This window comes from Rugamonas fusca (assembly GCF_014042365.1).
GTDB classification, from domain to species: Bacteria; Pseudomonadota; Gammaproteobacteria; order Burkholderiales; family Burkholderiaceae_D; genus Rugamonas; species Rugamonas fusca.
On record NZ_JACEZS010000015.1, the window covers coordinates 52,070 to 67,975 of the forward strand.

The 15,906-nt window shown below is 65.6% G+C and carries 15 protein-coding genes and 1 pseudogene; 2 read left to right on the forward strand and 14 right to left on the reverse strand.

What is annotated here, in order from left to right:
- Nucleotides 1–10 precede the first annotated feature (10 nt).
- The 5 genes and pseudogenes from H3H36_RS17370 to H3H36_RS17390 form a co-directional block, all read right to left on the reverse strand.
- Nucleotides 11–937 (reverse strand): EamA family transporter, encoded by a 927-nt coding sequence (locus H3H36_RS17370; protein WP_182219361.1) that lies wholly within the window; start codon nucleotides 935–937, stop codon nucleotides 11–13.
- Between the two features lie 77 nt (nucleotides 938–1,014).
- Nucleotides 1,015–1,323, reverse strand: coding sequence for a YkgJ family cysteine cluster protein (locus tag H3H36_RS17375; protein WP_182219362.1), 309 nt, complete (start codon nucleotides 1,321–1,323; stop codon nucleotides 1,015–1,017).
- A gap of 107 nt (nucleotides 1,324–1,430) precedes the next feature.
- Nucleotides 1,431–1,520: pseudogene (locus H3H36_RS27740) on the reverse strand (PEPxxWA-CTERM sorting domain-containing protein); the annotation flags it as partial.
- Between the two features lie 156 nt (nucleotides 1,521–1,676).
- Nucleotides 1,677–3,842, reverse strand: coding sequence for an FUSC family protein (locus tag H3H36_RS17385; protein ID WP_182219363.1), 2,166 nt, complete (start codon nucleotides 3,840–3,842; stop codon nucleotides 1,677–1,679).
- A gap of 230 nt (nucleotides 3,843–4,072) precedes the next feature.
- Nucleotides 4,073–5,761 carry a M14 family zinc carboxypeptidase gene (locus H3H36_RS17390; protein WP_182219364.1) on the reverse strand — a complete coding sequence of 563 codons (1,689 nt, stop codon included), beginning with the start codon at nucleotides 5,759–5,761 and terminating at the stop codon, nucleotides 4,073–4,075.
- Between the two features lie 186 nt (nucleotides 5,762–5,947).
- Between H3H36_RS17390 and H3H36_RS17395 the strand changes: the two genes are divergently transcribed.
- Nucleotides 5,948–6,682 carry a hypothetical protein gene (locus H3H36_RS17395; protein ID WP_182219365.1) on the forward strand — a complete coding sequence of 245 codons (735 nt, stop codon included), beginning with the start codon at nucleotides 5,948–5,950 and terminating at the stop codon, nucleotides 6,680–6,682.
- 50 nt (nucleotides 6,683–6,732) lie between these two features.
- On the opposite strand, the gene H3H36_RS17400 is transcribed toward H3H36_RS17395, so the two are convergent.
- The 5 genes from H3H36_RS17400 to H3H36_RS17420 form a co-directional block, all read right to left on the reverse strand.
- Entirely contained in the window at nucleotides 6,733–7,308 is a 576-nt protein-coding gene (locus H3H36_RS17400) for an NADPH-dependent FMN reductase (RefSeq protein ID WP_182219366.1), read from the reverse strand.
- Nucleotides 7,309–7,436: 128 nt separating this feature from the next.
- Entirely contained in the window at nucleotides 7,437–9,593 is a 2,157-nt protein-coding gene (locus tag H3H36_RS17405) for a S46 family peptidase (protein ID WP_182219367.1), read from the reverse strand.
- A gap of 297 nt (nucleotides 9,594–9,890) precedes the next feature.
- Nucleotides 9,891–10,211, reverse strand: a complete 321-nt coding sequence (locus H3H36_RS17410; protein WP_182219368.1) for a hypothetical protein — start codon at nucleotides 10,209–10,211, stop codon at nucleotides 9,891–9,893.
- Nucleotides 10,212–10,282: 71 nt separating this feature from the next.
- The gene (locus H3H36_RS17415; RefSeq protein ID WP_182219369.1) at nucleotides 10,283–10,654 is read right to left on the reverse strand and encodes a hypothetical protein; all 372 of its coding nucleotides are present in this window, start codon (nucleotides 10,652–10,654) and stop codon (nucleotides 10,283–10,285) included.
- A gap of 110 nt (nucleotides 10,655–10,764) precedes the next feature.
- On the reverse strand, nucleotides 10,765–11,826 hold the full coding sequence (locus H3H36_RS17420) for a GlxA family transcriptional regulator (protein WP_229219961.1): 1,062 nt from the start codon (nucleotides 11,824–11,826) through the stop codon (nucleotides 10,765–10,767).
- 82 nt (nucleotides 11,827–11,908) lie between these two features.
- On the opposite strand from H3H36_RS17420, the gene H3H36_RS17425 reads away from it, so the two are divergent.
- On the forward strand, nucleotides 11,909–12,508 hold the full coding sequence (locus tag H3H36_RS17425) for a DJ-1/PfpI family protein (RefSeq protein WP_182219370.1): 600 nt from the start codon (nucleotides 11,909–11,911) through the stop codon (nucleotides 12,506–12,508).
- A 98-nt stretch (nucleotides 12,509–12,606) separates the two neighbouring features.
- On the opposite strand, the gene H3H36_RS17430 is transcribed toward H3H36_RS17425, so the two are convergent.
- The 4 genes from H3H36_RS17430 to purB form a co-directional block, all read right to left on the reverse strand.
- Nucleotides 12,607–13,173: a YceI family protein gene (locus H3H36_RS17430; RefSeq protein WP_182219371.1), complete on the reverse strand. Its 567-nt coding sequence runs from the start codon at nucleotides 13,171–13,173 to the stop codon at nucleotides 12,607–12,609.
- A gap of 33 nt (nucleotides 13,174–13,206) precedes the next feature.
- Nucleotides 13,207–13,758 (reverse strand): YceI family protein, encoded by a 552-nt coding sequence (locus tag H3H36_RS17435; RefSeq protein ID WP_182219372.1) that lies wholly within the window; start codon nucleotides 13,756–13,758, stop codon nucleotides 13,207–13,209.
- Nucleotides 13,759–13,798: 40 nt separating this feature from the next.
- The gene (locus tag H3H36_RS17440) at nucleotides 13,799–14,323 is read right to left on the reverse strand and encodes a cytochrome b (RefSeq protein WP_182219373.1); all 525 of its coding nucleotides are present in this window, start codon (nucleotides 14,321–14,323) and stop codon (nucleotides 13,799–13,801) included.
- A 175-nt stretch (nucleotides 14,324–14,498) separates the two neighbouring features.
- The gene (purB, locus tag H3H36_RS17445) at nucleotides 14,499–15,875 is read right to left on the reverse strand and encodes an adenylosuccinate lyase (RefSeq protein ID WP_182219374.1); all 1,377 of its coding nucleotides are present in this window, start codon (nucleotides 15,873–15,875) and stop codon (nucleotides 14,499–14,501) included.
- Nucleotides 15,876–15,906: the final 31 nt, after the last annotated feature.

Below are 15,906 nucleotides of genomic sequence, written 5' to 3' on the forward strand. Positions count from 1 at the left end.
CGGGCCGTTCCTACGCGCGCGCGGCGCGGTTCAGCCAGCGTCCGCCGAACATCACGCACCCCAGCGCCGCCACGATCAGGGCCGTGCCGGCCCATTGCCAGCCATTGATCCGGTCGCCCAGCACCAGCATGCCGGCGCTGATGCCCACCACGGGCACGCCCAGGCTGAACGGCGCCACCCGGTTGACGGGATGGCGCTTGAGCAGGCCGGTCCACATGGCGTAGGCCAGCACGGTGGCCATCCAGCCCAGGTAGGCCAGCGATGCCCACACTTGCGCCGGCGCGGCCTGCCATTGCCAGCGCGTGGCCGGATCGTCGAAGGCCAGCGACAGGGCCACGAAAGGCAGCACCGGCACCGTGCTGCTCCACACCATGAACGCCACCACGTCGAACTGCGGCGTGGCTTGCTGGGCGCGCCGCACGACGATATTGGAGGCGGCCCACATGGCCGCCGCCGCCAGGCACAGGGCGAAGCCGCCGGCCGTGGTGGCGCCGGCCTGGCCCGGCGCCAGGTAGTTGGCGCCGAAGCAGGCCAGGCCCAAGGCGGCCAGCAGCAGTCCGCCCCGCAGGGCGCGGCTGGCGTGCTCGCCCAGCAGCACGAAGCCGAAGAAGGCGGTGAAGAAGACCTGGGTTTGCAGCAGCACGGACGCCAGCGCGGCCGACATGCCGACCTTGAGTGACAGGAACAGCAGGCCGAACTGGCCCACCCCCTGGCACAGCCCATACAGCACCACCCAGCGTGCCGGCAAGCGGGGCGGGCGGACGAACAGGATCAGCGGCAGCACGGCGAACAGGTAGCGGCCAGCACCGAGCTGGAACGGCGTGAGGAAGCGCAGTCCCACTTTCATGGCGATGAAGTTGGTGCCCCAGATCAGTACCACGCACAGTGCGGCCAGCAGATCGCGGCCGCTCAGGGGAAGATGGTTGGATGAACTCATCGGGCCATGGTAGCAGCGATCGGCGCGCCGTGCAGGGCAGGGCGCCGCAACCGGCCCGCTGGTGCGGCGCGCGGCCGCTACAGCGGTGGCAGGCCGTGCCGGGCGCGCGCGTCGTTGCAGCGCGACGTGCCGGCGTCGAACTCGCGGCAGGTGGAGGAGCGCTGGGCGTAGATCGAGCAGGCCACGGAGCAGCCCACTTCACCTTCCAGCGCCACGCAGCGCGGGGGCATGCGCTCGGTGCCGCGCATGGCCGCGTGATGGGGGGACACGGCGGTGGTCAGCCCGTGTGGCACGGTGCCCTCCGGATGGGCATCCGTTTCGGCCCAGTAGAACGACACGCGAAACGTGGCGCAGCATGCGCCGCAATGTTGGCAGGACTCAGACATCGCAAAGTGCAGTTGAATGAAGACTGTCCGTCATGATAGTGGTGTCGCGCGTTCGATTCAAGCGTGCGGCGCCATGCCCGGCCCGCGCTGGCCGGGCAGCAGACGCTTCAGGCCCGGACTCTGGCCTTGCGGCGCCGGGCGCAGCCGACCAGCCCCAGGCCGGCCAGCAACATCGCATACGTTTCCGGTTCGGGCAGCGGCACCGGCGGCGCGGAGGTGAATTCGAGCTTGATGTTGCCGATCACTTGCTGGTGGCCGAAGCCGGCGCCCTGCACGTGCACGCGGATAGTATTGTCTATTCGATCACCCCAGAGTCCCATTGGGCTGATCTGCGGTGCCAGGCGTTCCGCTGGTCACGCCACGTCGCGCACGATCGCCTCGCTGTGGACGATGATCTTGGCGGCATCGGCCTGCAGCAGGCGGATGCGCCGCTGCACCAGCGGCCAGCCGGACCACGGCACGGCTGGCGCGGTGTCGCCGCTCCCGCCGGGTGCCGGCATCGCGTCGATGCTGGCGCCGGCGACCGCTTGCCCGTGCTGGGCCAGCGCGGCGGCCAGGATGGCCACCACTTCGCGGTGGCTGTCGCGCAGTTTCACGTTGACGGCGGCCGCCGGCAGTTCCGCGCCGTGGCGGCGCAGAATGGCGCGTAGCGCCGCCACGTGCGCCACCAACAGGTAGTTCTGCACGATGAACAGGTTGATGTCCTCCACGGCGCGCTGCTTGCTGGCCGGCTCGTCGAGCATGCGCACCAGCGCGGCGCTGAGCGCGGCCAGGCTGTCCATCAGCCGCTTGCGCTCGATGCGGTAGGCGAAATCGTCCCGGCCCTTGCCCTGCAACAGGTCGAACGCGGCCTGCATGTAGCGCAGGTTGGCGTCCAGCACCTGGCGAATCAGGCGCGGCAGGCTTTGGTATTCCCAGTTGGCCAGCACGAAACTGAACGCGGTGGCCACGGCCGCGCCGATGATGGTGTCCACCAGCCGTTCCATGATCAGGTTGTGGTTGCCCGGCGCGAGCAAATGCATCTGCAGCAGGATCATCACGCTGACGGTGATGGCCGCGTAGCGGTAGCGCAGGTAGATGAAGGTGGGCGTGGCCACCGTGGACAGGATCAGGAACGCCAGGATGGCGGCCGGGTAGTTCAGGTAGCGGATGATGAAGGCCGTGATCACGCAGCCGATCACGGTGCCCACGATGCGGTCGCTGCGGCGCTGGCGCGTCATGGAAAAGCTGGGCTTGAGGATGATGACGATGGTGAGCACGATCCAGTAGCTGTGGGCCGCGTAGGGCAGGTGCGCGCCCACCAGGAGGCCCACCGAGATCGCCATCGCCACCCGCAGCGAAAAGCGCAAGATGGGCGAGTCCCAGCGCAGGTGCGACAGGATCATTTTGAATTCGTACTTCTGCTGCGACAGGAACGGGCCCATGTCGGCGTCGATCCAGAACGGCGTGCTGTCGTAGGCCTTCTGGCTGGCCAGGTGCAGCTGGCCTATCATGTGCAGGATGGCGCGGATCTTGTTGCGCTGGGCGCGCAGCACGGCCAGCGCTTCCTGCGCCGGCTTGCCCTCGTCCACCTTGCGCTGCAGGGCGCGCAGCGCGTCCTCCACGGCGGCCAGTTCGGTGTCGTAGTTCACCTGCTGGTACGAGGCGCGCTTGCGGGTGATGGCGTAGGCGGCCGATTCGATGTCGCGCGCGGCCTTCCACGCCAGGTCGTGCAGGGTCTTGAGCACGGGCGAATCGGCCAGGTGGGCGCGCAGCTGGGCATAGTCGGTGTGGGTGGACAGGATCAGCTCATACAGGTCCAGCATGCAGACGTGGACCTGGACCACGATGGCGTCCTTGCGGTCCTGGTGGCTGCGCAGGATCAGGTCGCGCGACGCTTGCTGGCGGTCGGCCAGCAGGCTTTGGTGGCGTACCAGCTTGTTGAACTGCTCCGTGAGGTTGTAGCGCGTGTCGTAGAAGTCGGCCTTGATGTCGATGTAGGCGGCCAGCTCGAACAGGGCTTCGGCCAGCACTTGCTGCTTGATGCGGTGGCGCAGCAGCCAGGACACGGCCATCGAGTAAGCCAGGTAAGCCACGGCGCCCAGCGTGAACAGGCCGGTGTGGATGAAGGACTCGCGCGCCGTCATGTCGTGTTCCATCGACAGTGTCATGATGAACAGCGTGGCCAGTTGCAGCGGCATCGACTTCTTCCCGTACACCACCATCATGCAGGCCATGAAGCTGACCAGGACCAGCATCGTCATCAACAGCCAGCGCACGGGGCCGCACAGGCTGATGAGCAGGGTGACGGCGCTGCACAGCAGCACCGAGGCCGACATCTCGTTGAACTTGTGGCGCAGGGGGCTGGGCATGTCCATCAGGGCCGTGCACAGGGCGCCGATGCAGACGGTCATGGCGGTGGCCATGCCGGCGAATTGCAGCGTGACCAGGGTGACGCCCACCAGCCCGGCGGCGAAGCGCAGCCCCAGGTGGAAGTAATGGCTGTAGAAAAATGTGCGCAGGTTCAGTGCGTAATGCATGTCGGTGACCTTGTGGGCAACGGCGGTCCAGTGCTCTGGATTCGATACTAGTTGAACTACGCGGCCGCGCCGGTGGGCGCGCCGCACGTGTCACGCGCGCGCCGGGATCGCCGGCGCTGGCGTGGTATGCCGCGTCGTCAGTGCTGACGGCGCGGCGGCGTCCCGCGCGGGCGGGACGGGTGTGGGGTCTTACCTGGTTGGGGTGGCGACCCGTGGCCGCCGGCTGGGGATCAGAACACCGACAGCACAGGATAGCGGCGCCATTCCGGCTCCGCGTGGCGCTGGCCGTTTTCGAAGATGAAGTCCAGCACCTTGGCCTGGTCGGTCTGCAGCGCCGGATTGGCGCTCTTCCACGTCTCGAATCGGGCCTTCAGTGCCGGCTCCGTTTCCAGCATCTGCAGGGCCAGGTCTTCGAACACGTAGTCGGAATAGGCTTCCTTCTTTTCCAGCACGCTGTTGAAGAAACCCCAGCGGAAGAAGCTGTCGTGGGCCTGCGGCTCCAGCGTTTCGACGGCGTAGCGGGCGTTGTCCTGGTCGAGCGCAATGTAGTAGTCGCCCGGTTGCGCGGTGAAGCTGCCCGTGCGCGCCTCCACCTGCACCTCGTCGTGGAACATGTGGCCTTCGTAGGCATGCGGGCGCGAGCTCACGGAGACGATGTGATAGTACTGGGCTTCGAACGTGGTGGCCGCTTCCAGGCGGCGCATCTGCACGCCGTTCCACTGCAAGCGCTCGATCGCTTCGCGCCACGCCTGCGGCACGATGTAGGCCTTGGGCGCGCGCACGGTGACGTCGGCCGGGAAGTGGTTGAAGTAGGCGATGTCCTTTTCCCATGGCTGGCCACGGTCGTACCACAGGCGCTGGTAGTTGCCCAGCAGGCTGGGGCTGCGCTTGGCCGCGTAACCCTTGAAGCGGAAGGTGGACGGGTTTTGCTGGTCCATCTTCCAGCTTACGGGCCAGTGGCTGCGGCGGCGGTCGTTGGCGCGGGCGGCAGCGCGCAGTGCGCGGATCTGCTCGCCGTGGGCGACGGTGAAGGCCAGCGTCACGTCCACCAGCGCGCGCATCGATTCGTAGCGGTCGGCGTAGGGCTTGAGCATGTGCGTCTCGGGCATGAAGCCGATCACGTGGTGCAGGGCCGCGAAGCCGGTCGAGAAGCGCGGCACTTCCAGGAATTCGGCGATGCCGTCGTCCGGGCTGTCCTTGACGGGGTTGACATAGGGGCAGGTGGGCCAGCCGCGCGCGTCCATCTGCGCGTAGATGTGGGGCAGCATGGTGTGGCGCAGGAAGGCGCCCAGCTCGCCGCCCAGCTTGTCGGCCTGGGTGTGGATCAGCGTCATCGTGTACGGATAGTCGGCGCCGTTGGAGGTGTGGGTATCGACCATCACGTCCGGGTCCCAGGCCGTGAGCAGCTCGTTGAACAGGCGCGCGTTGAGCGTGTCGCACTTGATGAAGTCGCGGTTCAGGTCCAGGTGGCGGCTGTTGCCACGAAAGCCGAATTGTTCCGGGCCGTCCTGGTTCACGCGCGAGGTGTTGGCGCGGTTCAGGCAACCGTCCACGTTGTAGACGGGGACAAACAGCAGCACCGTCTTGCCCAGCGCGGCCAGCCTGGCCGGCTCGAAGCACAGGTCGCGCACCATGGCCATGCAGCCGTCCACGCCTTCCGGTTCGCCCGGGTGGATGCCGTTGTTGTTGAAGAAGACGGGGCGGCCTTCACGCTTGATCTGTTCGCGGTCGAACACGCCGTCGGCGCTGACCACGCCCGCATGCACCGGCACGCCGCCATCGGACACGCCAATCTGCTCGAACCGCAGCACTTGCGGGAAGCGCTGGGCCAGTGCCTGGTAGAAGGCGATGCATTCGCTCCACTCGGTGGTCTGGTTATGGTTGCCTTTTTCGTAAGGCGTGGGCATGGCTGGGTGCATGGCGTCTGGATCTCAGAGGGTGGTTGTTCAACACGCGCGCGCTGGGTAAGCGCGGCGCCAAGGGCGGCATTGTATCATTCGTGCCTGATTTTTGAGCGGCGACCGCGCGCCGGCCGCCTTGGACTACGATGCTTGCGCTGCTTCAAACGCCAGCCATCGCGGCGATGCTATTACTGGCTTTTGGTCGTGATATTTCGTCGTGAAGCGGAGGATGCGATGGGCGGCTGGTATGGATGGCGGCTGGTGTGCGTGGTGGCCTTGCTGGCGCTGGGTTGCCGGGTGGGGCTGGCCCAGATCGGGCCGCGCTATGTGCTGGAGCTGCCGGCCGCGCGCCACGGTGGGGCGGCGCCGGAGCAGGGCAGCATCGCGCTGGCGCCGCACGGGCGGGCGAGCATACATTTTCATGGCTTGACGGTGGCGTTGGTGGGGCCCGATGGCCGGGCCGGGCAGGCAGATCTGGCCGTGCTGCCGCCGGGGACCGGCGCGGTGACGGCATCGAACGTGCCAACCGGCGCCGCGCGCGCCATGCCGCTGGTGTACGCGCAGCCGCCTGCGACGGCGCCGGGCGAGGCGACGGCCGGCCATCCCATGCGGGTGTGGGACACGCTTTACCTGCGCAAGGGCCAGGCGCGCCTGCGGGTAACCGCGATGCCCGGCGGGCCGGGGACGGCGGATACGGCAGGCTTCCTGCTGGAGATAGGCACCTTCCACGCCACCAGCCGCATCTATGTCAGCGGCGCGCCATTGGCGGCCGGCGAGCTGGCCACGCTGCCCCAGCGCCTGCCGGGAGCGGACCTGGTGCTGGCGCCGGCCGGCGATGGCCAGTCCATGGCGCTGCTGCGCCGGGCCGGCGAACGTGATCTGTTCCTGCCGGCCGCGGCACCGGGCGGCCGCTACCTGTTCGCGCTGGTGCGGCGCTAGTTCGGCGGGCAGTCGCGCGCGTCACCTGCGGGCGGCGCACCTGGGCGCCGTCAGGCGCCTGCTGGCCGGGCGTTGGTGTGGACCCAGTGGTCGTAGGCGGCGGCGAACTTTTGCAGGAATTGTGCCGTGCCTTCGTTGGCCAGCTTGCCGCTGTCGTCGAACAGCTTGGCCGCGCCGCCGATGTAGGCTTCCGGTTGCTGCAGCAGGGGCACGTCGAGGAACACCATCGACTGGCGCAGGTGGTGGTTGGCCCCGAAGCCGCCGATGGCGCCCGGCGACACGCTCAGGATGGCACCCGGCTTGCCGCCCCACACGCTGCTGCCATACGGGCGCGAACCCACGTCGATGGCGTTCTTCAGCGCGGCCGGCACCGAGCGGTTGTATTCGGGCGTGAAGAACAGCACGCCGTCGCAACCATTAACGCGCTGGCGGAAGGTGGTCCAGGCGGCCGGCGCGACGGCGCCGTTTTCTTCCAGGTCCTGGTTGTACAGCGGGAGTTCGCCGATGTCGATGAACTCGAACGTCAGCGTGGACGGCGCCAGCGACACGAGGGCTTGCGCCACCTTGCGGGTATAGGAATCCTTGCGCAGGCTACCTACCAGAATGCCAATTTTCTTCGCGGTCATCACAACTCCTTCTCAGTGGGTTGAACAGACCTTAAATGTAGCGCATTTGGCAATCGTCTGCCGCCGCGCGAAAAAAATGGGAGCGGGCCGGTGGCCTGCTCCCATGGCGCATGACTGGCGAGCCGGGTTTATTCGGCGTTCATTTCCTTGAGCAGGTTGTCAGCGTGGTCCACGTGCTTCATGTTCCACAGGATGTAGCGCAGGTCGACCTGGATGTCACGGGTGTTGGCCTTGTTGTAATCCCAGTCCGAGATGATGGAGTCGAGCGTGCCGTCGAAGGCCAGGCCGATCCACTCGCCCTTGGCGTTCAGCGCGGCCGAACCGGAATTGCCGCCCGTGATGTCGAGTGTGCCGAGGAAGTCCACCGGCACCGTCTTCAGCTTGGGATCGACGTAGTTGCCGAAGTCCCTGGCCTTGATGGCCGCCAGCTGCGCCGCCGGGGCGTTGAATTCACCCTTGCCGGTGGCCTTGGCCAGCACGCCGTTGACGGTGGTGAAGGCGGTCCAGGTGGTGCCATCGGCGCCGTGGTCGCGCCCGGCGATGCGACCGAACGTCACGCGCAGGGTACCGTTGGCGTCCGGGTACACGGCCTGGCCCTTGCTGTGCATGTAGGCGATCTTGGCCTTCATGTAGGTGGCGTAGGCTTGCTGGATATTGCCGCCCAATTCCTCGTCCTTCGCTTCGTCCTGCAGGTCGGGACCGTACATGGCCACGGCGGCCTTGATGAAGCTGTCCGTGCTGGCCTGGAATTCGGCCGGCTTGCGCGTCAGCCAGGCGGCGCGTTCGGTGGCGTCACCGAGTTTGCTGCCCGCGTACAGCGTGTCGAGCGCGGCGCGCAGTTCGGCCTCGCTCATGCCGTCGTGGATACCCAGCACGGCGTCGTAGGCGGCATTGCGCCCGGCCTGGGGCTGGGCCGCGTACTTGGCCAGTGCGTGCAGCACCAGCGCCTTGTCTACCTTCTCGTCGTAGTTGCGCACGAGGGCGGCCACGCTGGCCTGGATGCGTGGCAGGTCGCGCTGCTGGAAGCCGGCCTTGCGTTCGGCGTCCGGCTTGGCGCTTTCGTTGGCCAGGCGGTACAGCGTGCGGGCCGTGTTGAGCAGGCGTGGATGGGCGTAGCCGAGGAAGAAGTCGCGCTTGGTCTCCGCGTCGCGTTGGGCCATCAGCTGTTCCACGCGCGCGATGCCGGCTGCGTATTCCTGCTTGCGGGCCGGGTCGGCATTGACCCATGCCTTGAGCGCTGCATGCTCGGCCGTCTTGCGGGCCAGGATGTCGCTGCCGGCATAGGAGTCCAGCATGCCCTGACGATTCTTGTAGTAGTTGTTGGTGCTGGCCACCTGCGCCGCGTATTTCAGCGCCGTGTCCTTGTTGTCCCTGGTTTCAGCCGCGATGATGGCCAGGTTCTCGCCCGACATCTTGACGTAGGCCGGGTAGCTCCAGCCGAAGGTGAACGCCACTTCCGACGGCAGGCGGTGGCGGTTGGTGCGGCCGGGGTAACCGAGCGCCATCACGTAGTCGCCTTCCTTCACGCCTTCCCTGGCCAGCTTGAGGAAGTGCTGTGGCAGGTAGGGCACGTTGTCCTTGCGGTAGTCGGCAGCCTTGCCGTCCTTGCTCACGTAGGCGCGGTAGAACCCATAGTCGCCCGTGTGGCGCGGCCACATCCAGTTGTCGGTGTCGCCGCCGAACTTGCCCACGCCGGCCGGCGGGGCGTGCACCAGGCGCACGTCGCGGATTTCCAGCTGCTTGATCAGGTAGAACTCCAGGCCGCCGTAGTAGGACGACACGGTGCAGCGGTGGCCGGCGTCCTGCTCGCAGGCGGCGACCATGGTTTTCTGGTTGTGCTCGATGGCGTCGTTGCGTTGTTTGCCGGTTAGCCTGGCGACGTCGGCGTTGATGATCTGGGCCGTGACGTTGCGCACTTCCTTGGTCACGTAGATGCGCGAGCCCGGCGCGGCGGGCAATTCCTCGTCCAGGCTCTTGGCCAGGAAGCCGTTGGCCAGCAGGTCGCGCTGCGGCGTGGAGTTGTGGGCCACGCTGCCGTACACGCAATGGTGGTTGGTGGCGACCAGGCCTTGTGGTGACACGAACGAGGCCGAGCAGCCGCCCAGGCTGACGATGGCGCCCATGGGGAATTCGGTCAGCTTGGTCAGGGTGGCCGGATCGAGCTTGAGGCCGGCCGCTTTGAGTTCCTTGGCCACTTGTGGCAGCTGCTGGGGCATCCACATGCCTTCGTCGGCATGGGCTGCGGTGGCGCTCAGGATGGCGAGCGCGATGACAGTTTTGTTCATACGGGTTCCGGTTGGGACGTTGACGGGCGCCGCGCGAATACGGTGGCGTGCGGCGCCCGTGAGTATCAACAGTGCTTGTCCGTTCGTCAACCGATTATTCGACGTTGTGCCCTTGCGGTGGTGCGCTACAGGGTGGCGATTTCGTCCAGCAGTTGAGGATATTTCTCGACCAGTTTGAGCAGGAGAGATGGTTATCGTAGGCTCTGTGGTCTTCCCGATCCGGCGCTAAATCAAAGCGTAAGACGAAAAAAGGACAGGGCGTGAACCCTGTCCTTTTTCATGACGACGCTGAGACGATTATTTCGCTACTGGCGCTGCCGGCTCGGTGGTCTTGGCTGCATCCTTGGTGCTGGTGTCGGCCTTGGCCACTTTCTCCGCCTTGTGGTGCTTCTTCACCTTGGCATGCTTGGCCGCTGGCTTGGCGCCTTCCTCGGCGGCAGGAGTCGCTTTGGTTTCCTTGGCTTCGGTCTTGACGGCGGCCTTGGTGTCCGTGGCGGCGACTTTGGCGGCGACTGGTGCGCTGCTGGCCGTGGTGGCGTTGGCGGCAGGCGCCGGAGCCTGGGCGAATGCGGCGGTGGCGAACAGGGTGGCGATCAGGGTGGCGACGATTTTGCTCATTTCAGTATTCCTTTAAACAGTTGTTTGGTTGTGTGCTGCGTTGACTTCAAATCAGGTGCTGCGTACTTGTCTTACTTGGTGATGGCGGCTTCCTTGCTGGCGACCTTGCCGGCTTCGGCAGCGGCCTTGGTCTTGCCTTCTTCACCTTTCTTGTGTTCTTTGGCTTCCTTGGCCTTTTCCACCTTGGTGTCGGCCTTCACGTCGGTCTTGGCTTCAGCCTTGACGGTCTTGGCTTCCGTCTTGGCGGCCGTCACGTCGGCTTTGGCTTCGGTCTTGGCGGCCTTGGTTTCCTTGACTTCGGCTTTGACGGCGGTCTTGCTGTCTTTCGCTTCAGCTTTCACGGCGACCGGCGCGCTGGAGGCGGCAGGGGCGGTGGCTGGCGTTTGTGCGAAGGCTGCGGTTGCGAACAGGCCGGCGATCAGGGAAGCGATAATCTTGGTCATGATGTGTAATCCTTTTCTGGTTTCTGCGCCGGGACAATTCCCGTGTCATTGAGCAGAAAACGGGCCCCGCCACGCTTCAGTTGACGGAGATTACAACCTCTTACCGAGTCTTACATTCGCTTACATCCGAAGCGGGATTGGTATTCGCCGGGCAGCACGCCAAGGTGCGCGGCGAACGCGCGCCGCAGGTTGTATTCCGTGCCATAGCCGCTCTGGCGCGCAGCCTGTTTGACTGTCATGCCGCGCCGCTCCAGCAGGCCGCAGGCCAGTTCCATGCGCAGCCGCGCCAGCAACTGGGCCGGCGTGAGATCGGCTTCCTGGCGCAGCCTGCGGTGCAACGTGCGCACGGAAAGCGCGCAAGCGGCCGCCATCTGTTCGATGTCGATGTGCTGCCGCAGGCGTGGACGCAGCCACGCCGTCAGCTGCGCGCTCACGCCCTCAGGCTGCGCCTGCGCCAGCAGTTCGGCGCTGAACTGGCGCTGGCCGCCGGGCCGCTTCAGGAACAGCACCAGCCGCTTGGCTACCGCGAGCGCGGTGGCGTGGCCGAGATCTTCCTCCACCAGGCTCAGTGCCAGGTCCATGCCGGCGCTGATGCCGGCCGAGGTGTAGAACTTGCCATCCCTGACGTAGATCGCGTCATCCTGCACCAGCACGCCCGGGTGCTGGGCGCGCAGTTGCGCCACGTCCTGCCAATGGGTGACGGCGCGGCGCCCGTCCAGCAGCCCGGCCCGCGCCAACACGAAGGCGCCCGTGCAGACGGCGCAGCAGCGTGCCAGGTCGCCGCTGGCGCGCGCGATCCAGCGCAGGACGGCGTCGCCTGGGGTTGCCATGGCGCGCACGTCTGCATGTGGCGGTAAATGCAAGCCTTGGCCGCCCGCCACTATCAGCGTGGCGCCTGCCAGGCTGCGGCGCGGCAGCGGGGCGGCCAGCATGCTGACGCCAGCCGACGAGGTGACCGCGCCGCCGCCCGGCGTGATCAGGTGGATGCGGTAAGGCGGGGGCAGGCCCGCGTCGCGTGCCTCGTCGTTGGCGCTGGAGAAGACCTGGATCGGGCCGCTGGCGTCGAGCAGCAAAAAGCCAGGGAAGGCGAGTACCCAGATATCGGTGGCCATGCCGGCGGCCTTCATGTTGCGCGCGGGCGTGGCCGCGAGTGCGGTCCGTAATTTTCTCATGATGGCAGATATTCAACCATCATCGTCATTTGTGTCAATCGCGGGCGCGGCACAATGAAGTCCTTCAACCAAGGGAGTCCACATGACACGCACCATAGGCATTTTTGTTTTTGACGACGTTGAAGTGCTCGATTTCGCCGGACCGTACGAAGTGTTCACCAGCGCCACGCGGGTCAGTTCCAGGCTGGTCCCCGGCACGCCGCCGCCGTTCAAGGTGGTGACGATAGGCCGCCACAAGGCCATGCTGCGCGCGCGTGCAGGATTGAGTGTCTTCCCCGAGGCAGAGTTCGACGATGCTTCCGCCATCGACGTCTTGATCGTGCCGGGTGGCGATGTGACGGCGGAACTGGGCAAGCCCGACGTTCAGGCCTGGATCGCCGCCATGGCCGGGCGATGCGAACTGGTGGCCTCCGTCTGCACGGGTGCGCTGCTGCTGGCGCAAGCCGGATTGCTGAACGGCCGCGAAGCGACCACGCACTGGGCCGATGTCGCCCAGCTGCGCGAGCTGTTCCCGCAAGTGCGGGTGCGCGAAGAACGGCGCTGGATCGATGCAGGCGATATCGTCACCTCGGGCGGCATTTCGGCCGGCATCGACATGTCGCTGCACCTGGTGGAGCGGCTGGCGGGGCGCGAACTGGCGCTGGAAACGGCGCATCAGATGGAGTATGACTGGCGCAACTGACAGGGCGCGCAAATGAAACAGCCCCCGCTGCTACCGGCATGCCGGCCCAGCGGGGGCTGTCGCGAACGCGCGCCGCGCGTGCGGCGCAGGTTGGCCGCTTACTCGGCCTTGATGGCTTCGACCTGGATCGCCAGTTTCACTTCCGGCGCGAAGGTCGGGGTGGCGTAGTTCAGGCCGAAATCGGTGCGTTTGAATTCGGCCGTGGCGTCGGCGCCGCACACTTCACGCTTGAAGCGCGGGTGCATGATGCACTTGAACTTGTTGACCGTCAGCGATACCGGCTTGGTCACGCCCAGCATGGTCAATTCGCCATCCACGCCCACCAGCGTGTCGCCGTTGAACTTGAACGACTTGCTCTTGTAGGTCACGGTGGGGAATTTCTCCACGTTGAACATGTCGGGCGATTTGGCGTGCGTGTTCATCTTCTCGAAGCCGAAGTCGATCGAGGCGGCGTCGATGGTGATATCCATGGCGCCGGTCTTGGCGGCGCGGTCCAGCGTGACGGTGCCGCTGGTCTTGTCGAACTTGCCGCGCCAGACGGACAGGCCCATGTGGTCGGCCTCGAAGCTGGGGTAGGTGTGGCTGGGGTCGATATTGTAGGTGGCGGCGACGGCGGAGGCGGTGGACGCGGCCAGCACGCTGGCGATCAGGATCTGCAATTTCATGAAGCGATACTCCGGTACAGGTTAATGAATGAACTACTGGCCAGCGACGACGTGAAACTTGATGGTGACTTCATCGGCCACCATGCTGGTGTCTTTCCACTCGCCTTCGCCGATATTGTAGGCCAGGCGCTTGATGGGCAGCGTGCCGTCGAACACTTGCTTGCCGCCTTCCGTCTTGACGGACAGCGGGAAGGTGACGTCGGCGACCCTGCCCTTGATGGTCAGCTTGCCCGTCACGGTCAGCTTGCCCGCGCCGGCGCTCTTGATGCCGGTGGAGACGAAGTTCGCTTTCGGGAACTGGGCGGAATTGAACCACTCCTTCTTCGCCACTTCCTTGTTCATGTCCGCTTCGCCCAGGTCCAGGCTGGCCGTGTCCACGTTGACGGTGGCCTTGGCCGCGTCGGGCGCGGCCGGGTTGTAGTCGATGGCGGCGTCGAACTTCTTGAACGGCGATTCGACCGGCACGTTCATCTGCTTGAAGGTGGCCGTCACGGTGCTCTTGGCGGCATCGGTCTTGAGCACGGCGGCGCCGGCGCTGGCGGCGATCGCCAGGCCAAGCAGGGAAACGAGTGCGGTTTTTTTCATAACAACTAACTCCTGTGTGGGGTAGCGGGTGGAGGGGCGATCAGGGCAGCATGCGCTTGAGCACATCGTCGCGGTCGATGAAGTGGTGCTTGAGCGCGGCCAGCGCATGCAGCACGACCACGCCGGCCATGGTCATGGTGAGAACATAGTGGACGCTCTTTAAGACAGGCTTAAGCTCCGGGTTGGGCGCGATCAGCGAGGGCAGTTGCACCAGGCCCAGGTAGACCACGGGCACGCCGGCCGCGCAGCTGTACAGGTAACCGGAGATGGGCACGGCGAAGATCAGCAGGTACAGCAGGTGGTGCGCGCCGTCGGCGGCCTTGATTTGCCATGCCGGCATGCCGGCCGGCGGGGGCGGCGGCGTATTGGCCTTGCGCCACAGGATGCGCACGCAGGCCACCAGCAGCACCGTCACGCCCAGCCATTTATGCCAGGAGTAGTACTTGAGTTTGGTGGGGGTGATGCCGTGGATTTCCGTCATCGTCAAGCCGAGGAAGAAGGCGGCGATGATCAGGAGCGCGGTCAGCCAGTGCAGCAGCATGGCGGGTTTGGTATAGCGTTGCATGGGGGAGCTCAGAAAATAGTACGTGTTAGGACTAAAAGTGGAGCCAATATACCAAAGAATCGCCGCCCGTGCTGAGCGCCGCCCAAAAGCGAAACAAAACGAAAAAAGGGGACGTACCCCACTCCCAGCATTATGCTTGAAGTTGGGTACGTCCCCTTTTTCGGGGCGCGCCGGTTTAGATGGCCTGGGCCAGCTGTTCGGCGATGCCGGTGTAGTTGGCCGGAGTCATGGCCAGCAGCAAGTCTTTCGCGTCCTGCGGGATGGCCAGGCCGGTGATGAACTCGCGCAGCGCATCCTTGGAGATGCCTTTGCCGCGGGTCAGTTCCTTGAGCTGTTCATACGGGTTGGCGATGCCGTAGCGGCGCATTACGGTCTGCACCGGCTCTGCCAGCACTTCCCAGTTCGCGTCCAGGTCGGCGGCCAGGCGGGCCGGGTTCACTTCCAGCTTGTTCAGGCCGCGCAGGCAGCTGTCGTAGGCCAGCAGCGTGTAGCCGAAGCCCACGCCGATGTTGCGCAGCACGGTCGAATCGGTCAGGTCGCGCTGCATGCGCGAGACGGGCAGTTTTTCCGACAGGTGCTTGAGCACGGCGTTGGCCAGGCCCAGGTTACCTTCCGAGTTCTCGAAGTCGATCGGGTTGACCTTGTGCGGCATGGTCGACGAGCCGATTTCGCCGGCCTTGGTCTTCTGCTTGAAGTAGCCCAGCGAGACGTAGCTCCAGATGTCGCGGTTCAGGTCCAGCAGGATGGTGTTGGCGCGGGCGAAGGCGTCGAACAGTTCGGCCATGTAGTCGTGCGGCTCGATCTGGATGGTGTACGGGTTGAACACCAGGCCCAGGCGCTGCTCGATCACGTTCTGCGAGAATGCGGGCCAGTCGAAGCCGGGGTAGGCCGACAGGTGGGCGTTGTAGTTGCCCACGGCGCCGTTCATCTTGCCCAGGATTTCCACTTGCTCGATGCGCTTGATGGCGCGCTGCAGGCGGGCCACCACGTTGGCCATTTCCTTGCCCAGCGTGGTGGGGCTGGCCGTCTGGCCATGGGTGCGCGACAGCATCGGCAGGGCCGCGTTGGCGTGGGCGATTTCCGTCAGCTTGGCGATCACCGCCTGCAGGGCCGGCAGCATCACGCCGTCGCGGGCCGCTTTCAGCATCATGCCGTGCGAGGTGTTGTTGATGTCTTCCGAGGTGCAGGCGAAGTGGATGAATTCGGATGCGGCCACCAGCTCCGGCATGTCCTTGACCTGTTCCTTGAGCCAGTATTCGACGGCCTTGACGTCGTGGTTGGTGACAGCTTCGATTTCCTTGATGCGGGCCGCGTCTTCCTCCGAGAACTCGTGGGCGATCTTGTCGAGCAGGCTCATGGCCTCATGCGAGAACGGCTTGATCTCGTCGAAACCGGCCAGCGACAGCGCCTGCAGCCACGCAATCTCCACCTTGACGCGGTGGTGCATGAAGCCCGATTCGGACAGGATGGGACGCAGCTTGTCGGTCTTGGTGGCGTAGCGGCCGTCGAGGGGGGACAGGGCCGACAGCGTGGAGTAAGGAGTAGTAGTCATGGACAGGGCAGCAGAAGTTAAGAAAAGCAGG

Bases quoted from the DNA above. Each gene is read 5' to 3' on its own strand.
- H3H36_RS17370 (WP_182219361.1), bottom strand. From the start codon at position 937: ATGAGTTCATCCAACCATCTTCCCCTGAGCGGCCGCGATCTGCTGGCC.
- H3H36_RS17375 (WP_182219362.1), bottom strand. From the start codon at position 1,323: ATGTCTGAGTCCTGCCAACATTGCGGCGCATGCTGCGCCACGTTTCGC.
- H3H36_RS17385 (WP_182219363.1), bottom strand. From the start codon at position 3,842: ATGCATTACGCACTGAACCTGCGCACATTTTTCTACAGCCATTACTTC.
- H3H36_RS17390 (WP_182219364.1), bottom strand. From the start codon at position 5,761: ATGCACCCAGCCATGCCCACGCCTTACGAAAAAGGCAACCATAACCAG.
- H3H36_RS17400 (WP_182219366.1), bottom strand. From the start codon at position 7,308: ATGACCGCGAAGAAAATTGGCATTCTGGTAGGTAGCCTGCGCAAGGAT.
- H3H36_RS17405 (WP_182219367.1), bottom strand. From the start codon at position 9,593: ATGAACAAAACTGTCATCGCGCTCGCCATCCTGAGCGCCACCGCAGCC.
- H3H36_RS17410 (WP_182219368.1), bottom strand. From the start codon at position 10,211: ATGAGCAAAATCGTCGCCACCCTGATCGCCACCCTGTTCGCCACCGCC.
- H3H36_RS17415 (WP_182219369.1), bottom strand. From the start codon at position 10,654: ATGACCAAGATTATCGCTTCCCTGATCGCCGGCCTGTTCGCAACCGCA.
- H3H36_RS17420 (WP_229219961.1), bottom strand. From the start codon at position 11,826: ATGAGAAAATTACGGACCGCACTCGCGGCCACGCCCGCGCGCAACATG.
- H3H36_RS17425 (WP_182219370.1), top strand. From the start codon at position 11,909: ATGACACGCACCATAGGCATTTTTGTTTTTGACGACGTTGAAGTGCTC.
- H3H36_RS17430 (WP_182219371.1), bottom strand. From the start codon at position 13,173: ATGAAATTGCAGATCCTGATCGCCAGCGTGCTGGCCGCGTCCACCGCC.
- H3H36_RS17435 (WP_182219372.1), bottom strand. From the start codon at position 13,758: ATGAAAAAAACCGCACTCGTTTCCCTGCTTGGCCTGGCGATCGCCGCC.
- H3H36_RS17440 (WP_182219373.1), bottom strand. From the start codon at position 14,323: ATGCAACGCTATACCAAACCCGCCATGCTGCTGCACTGGCTGACCGCG.
- purB (WP_182219374.1), bottom strand. From the start codon at position 15,875: ATGACTACTACTCCTTACTCCACGCTGTCGGCCCTGTCCCCCCTCGAC.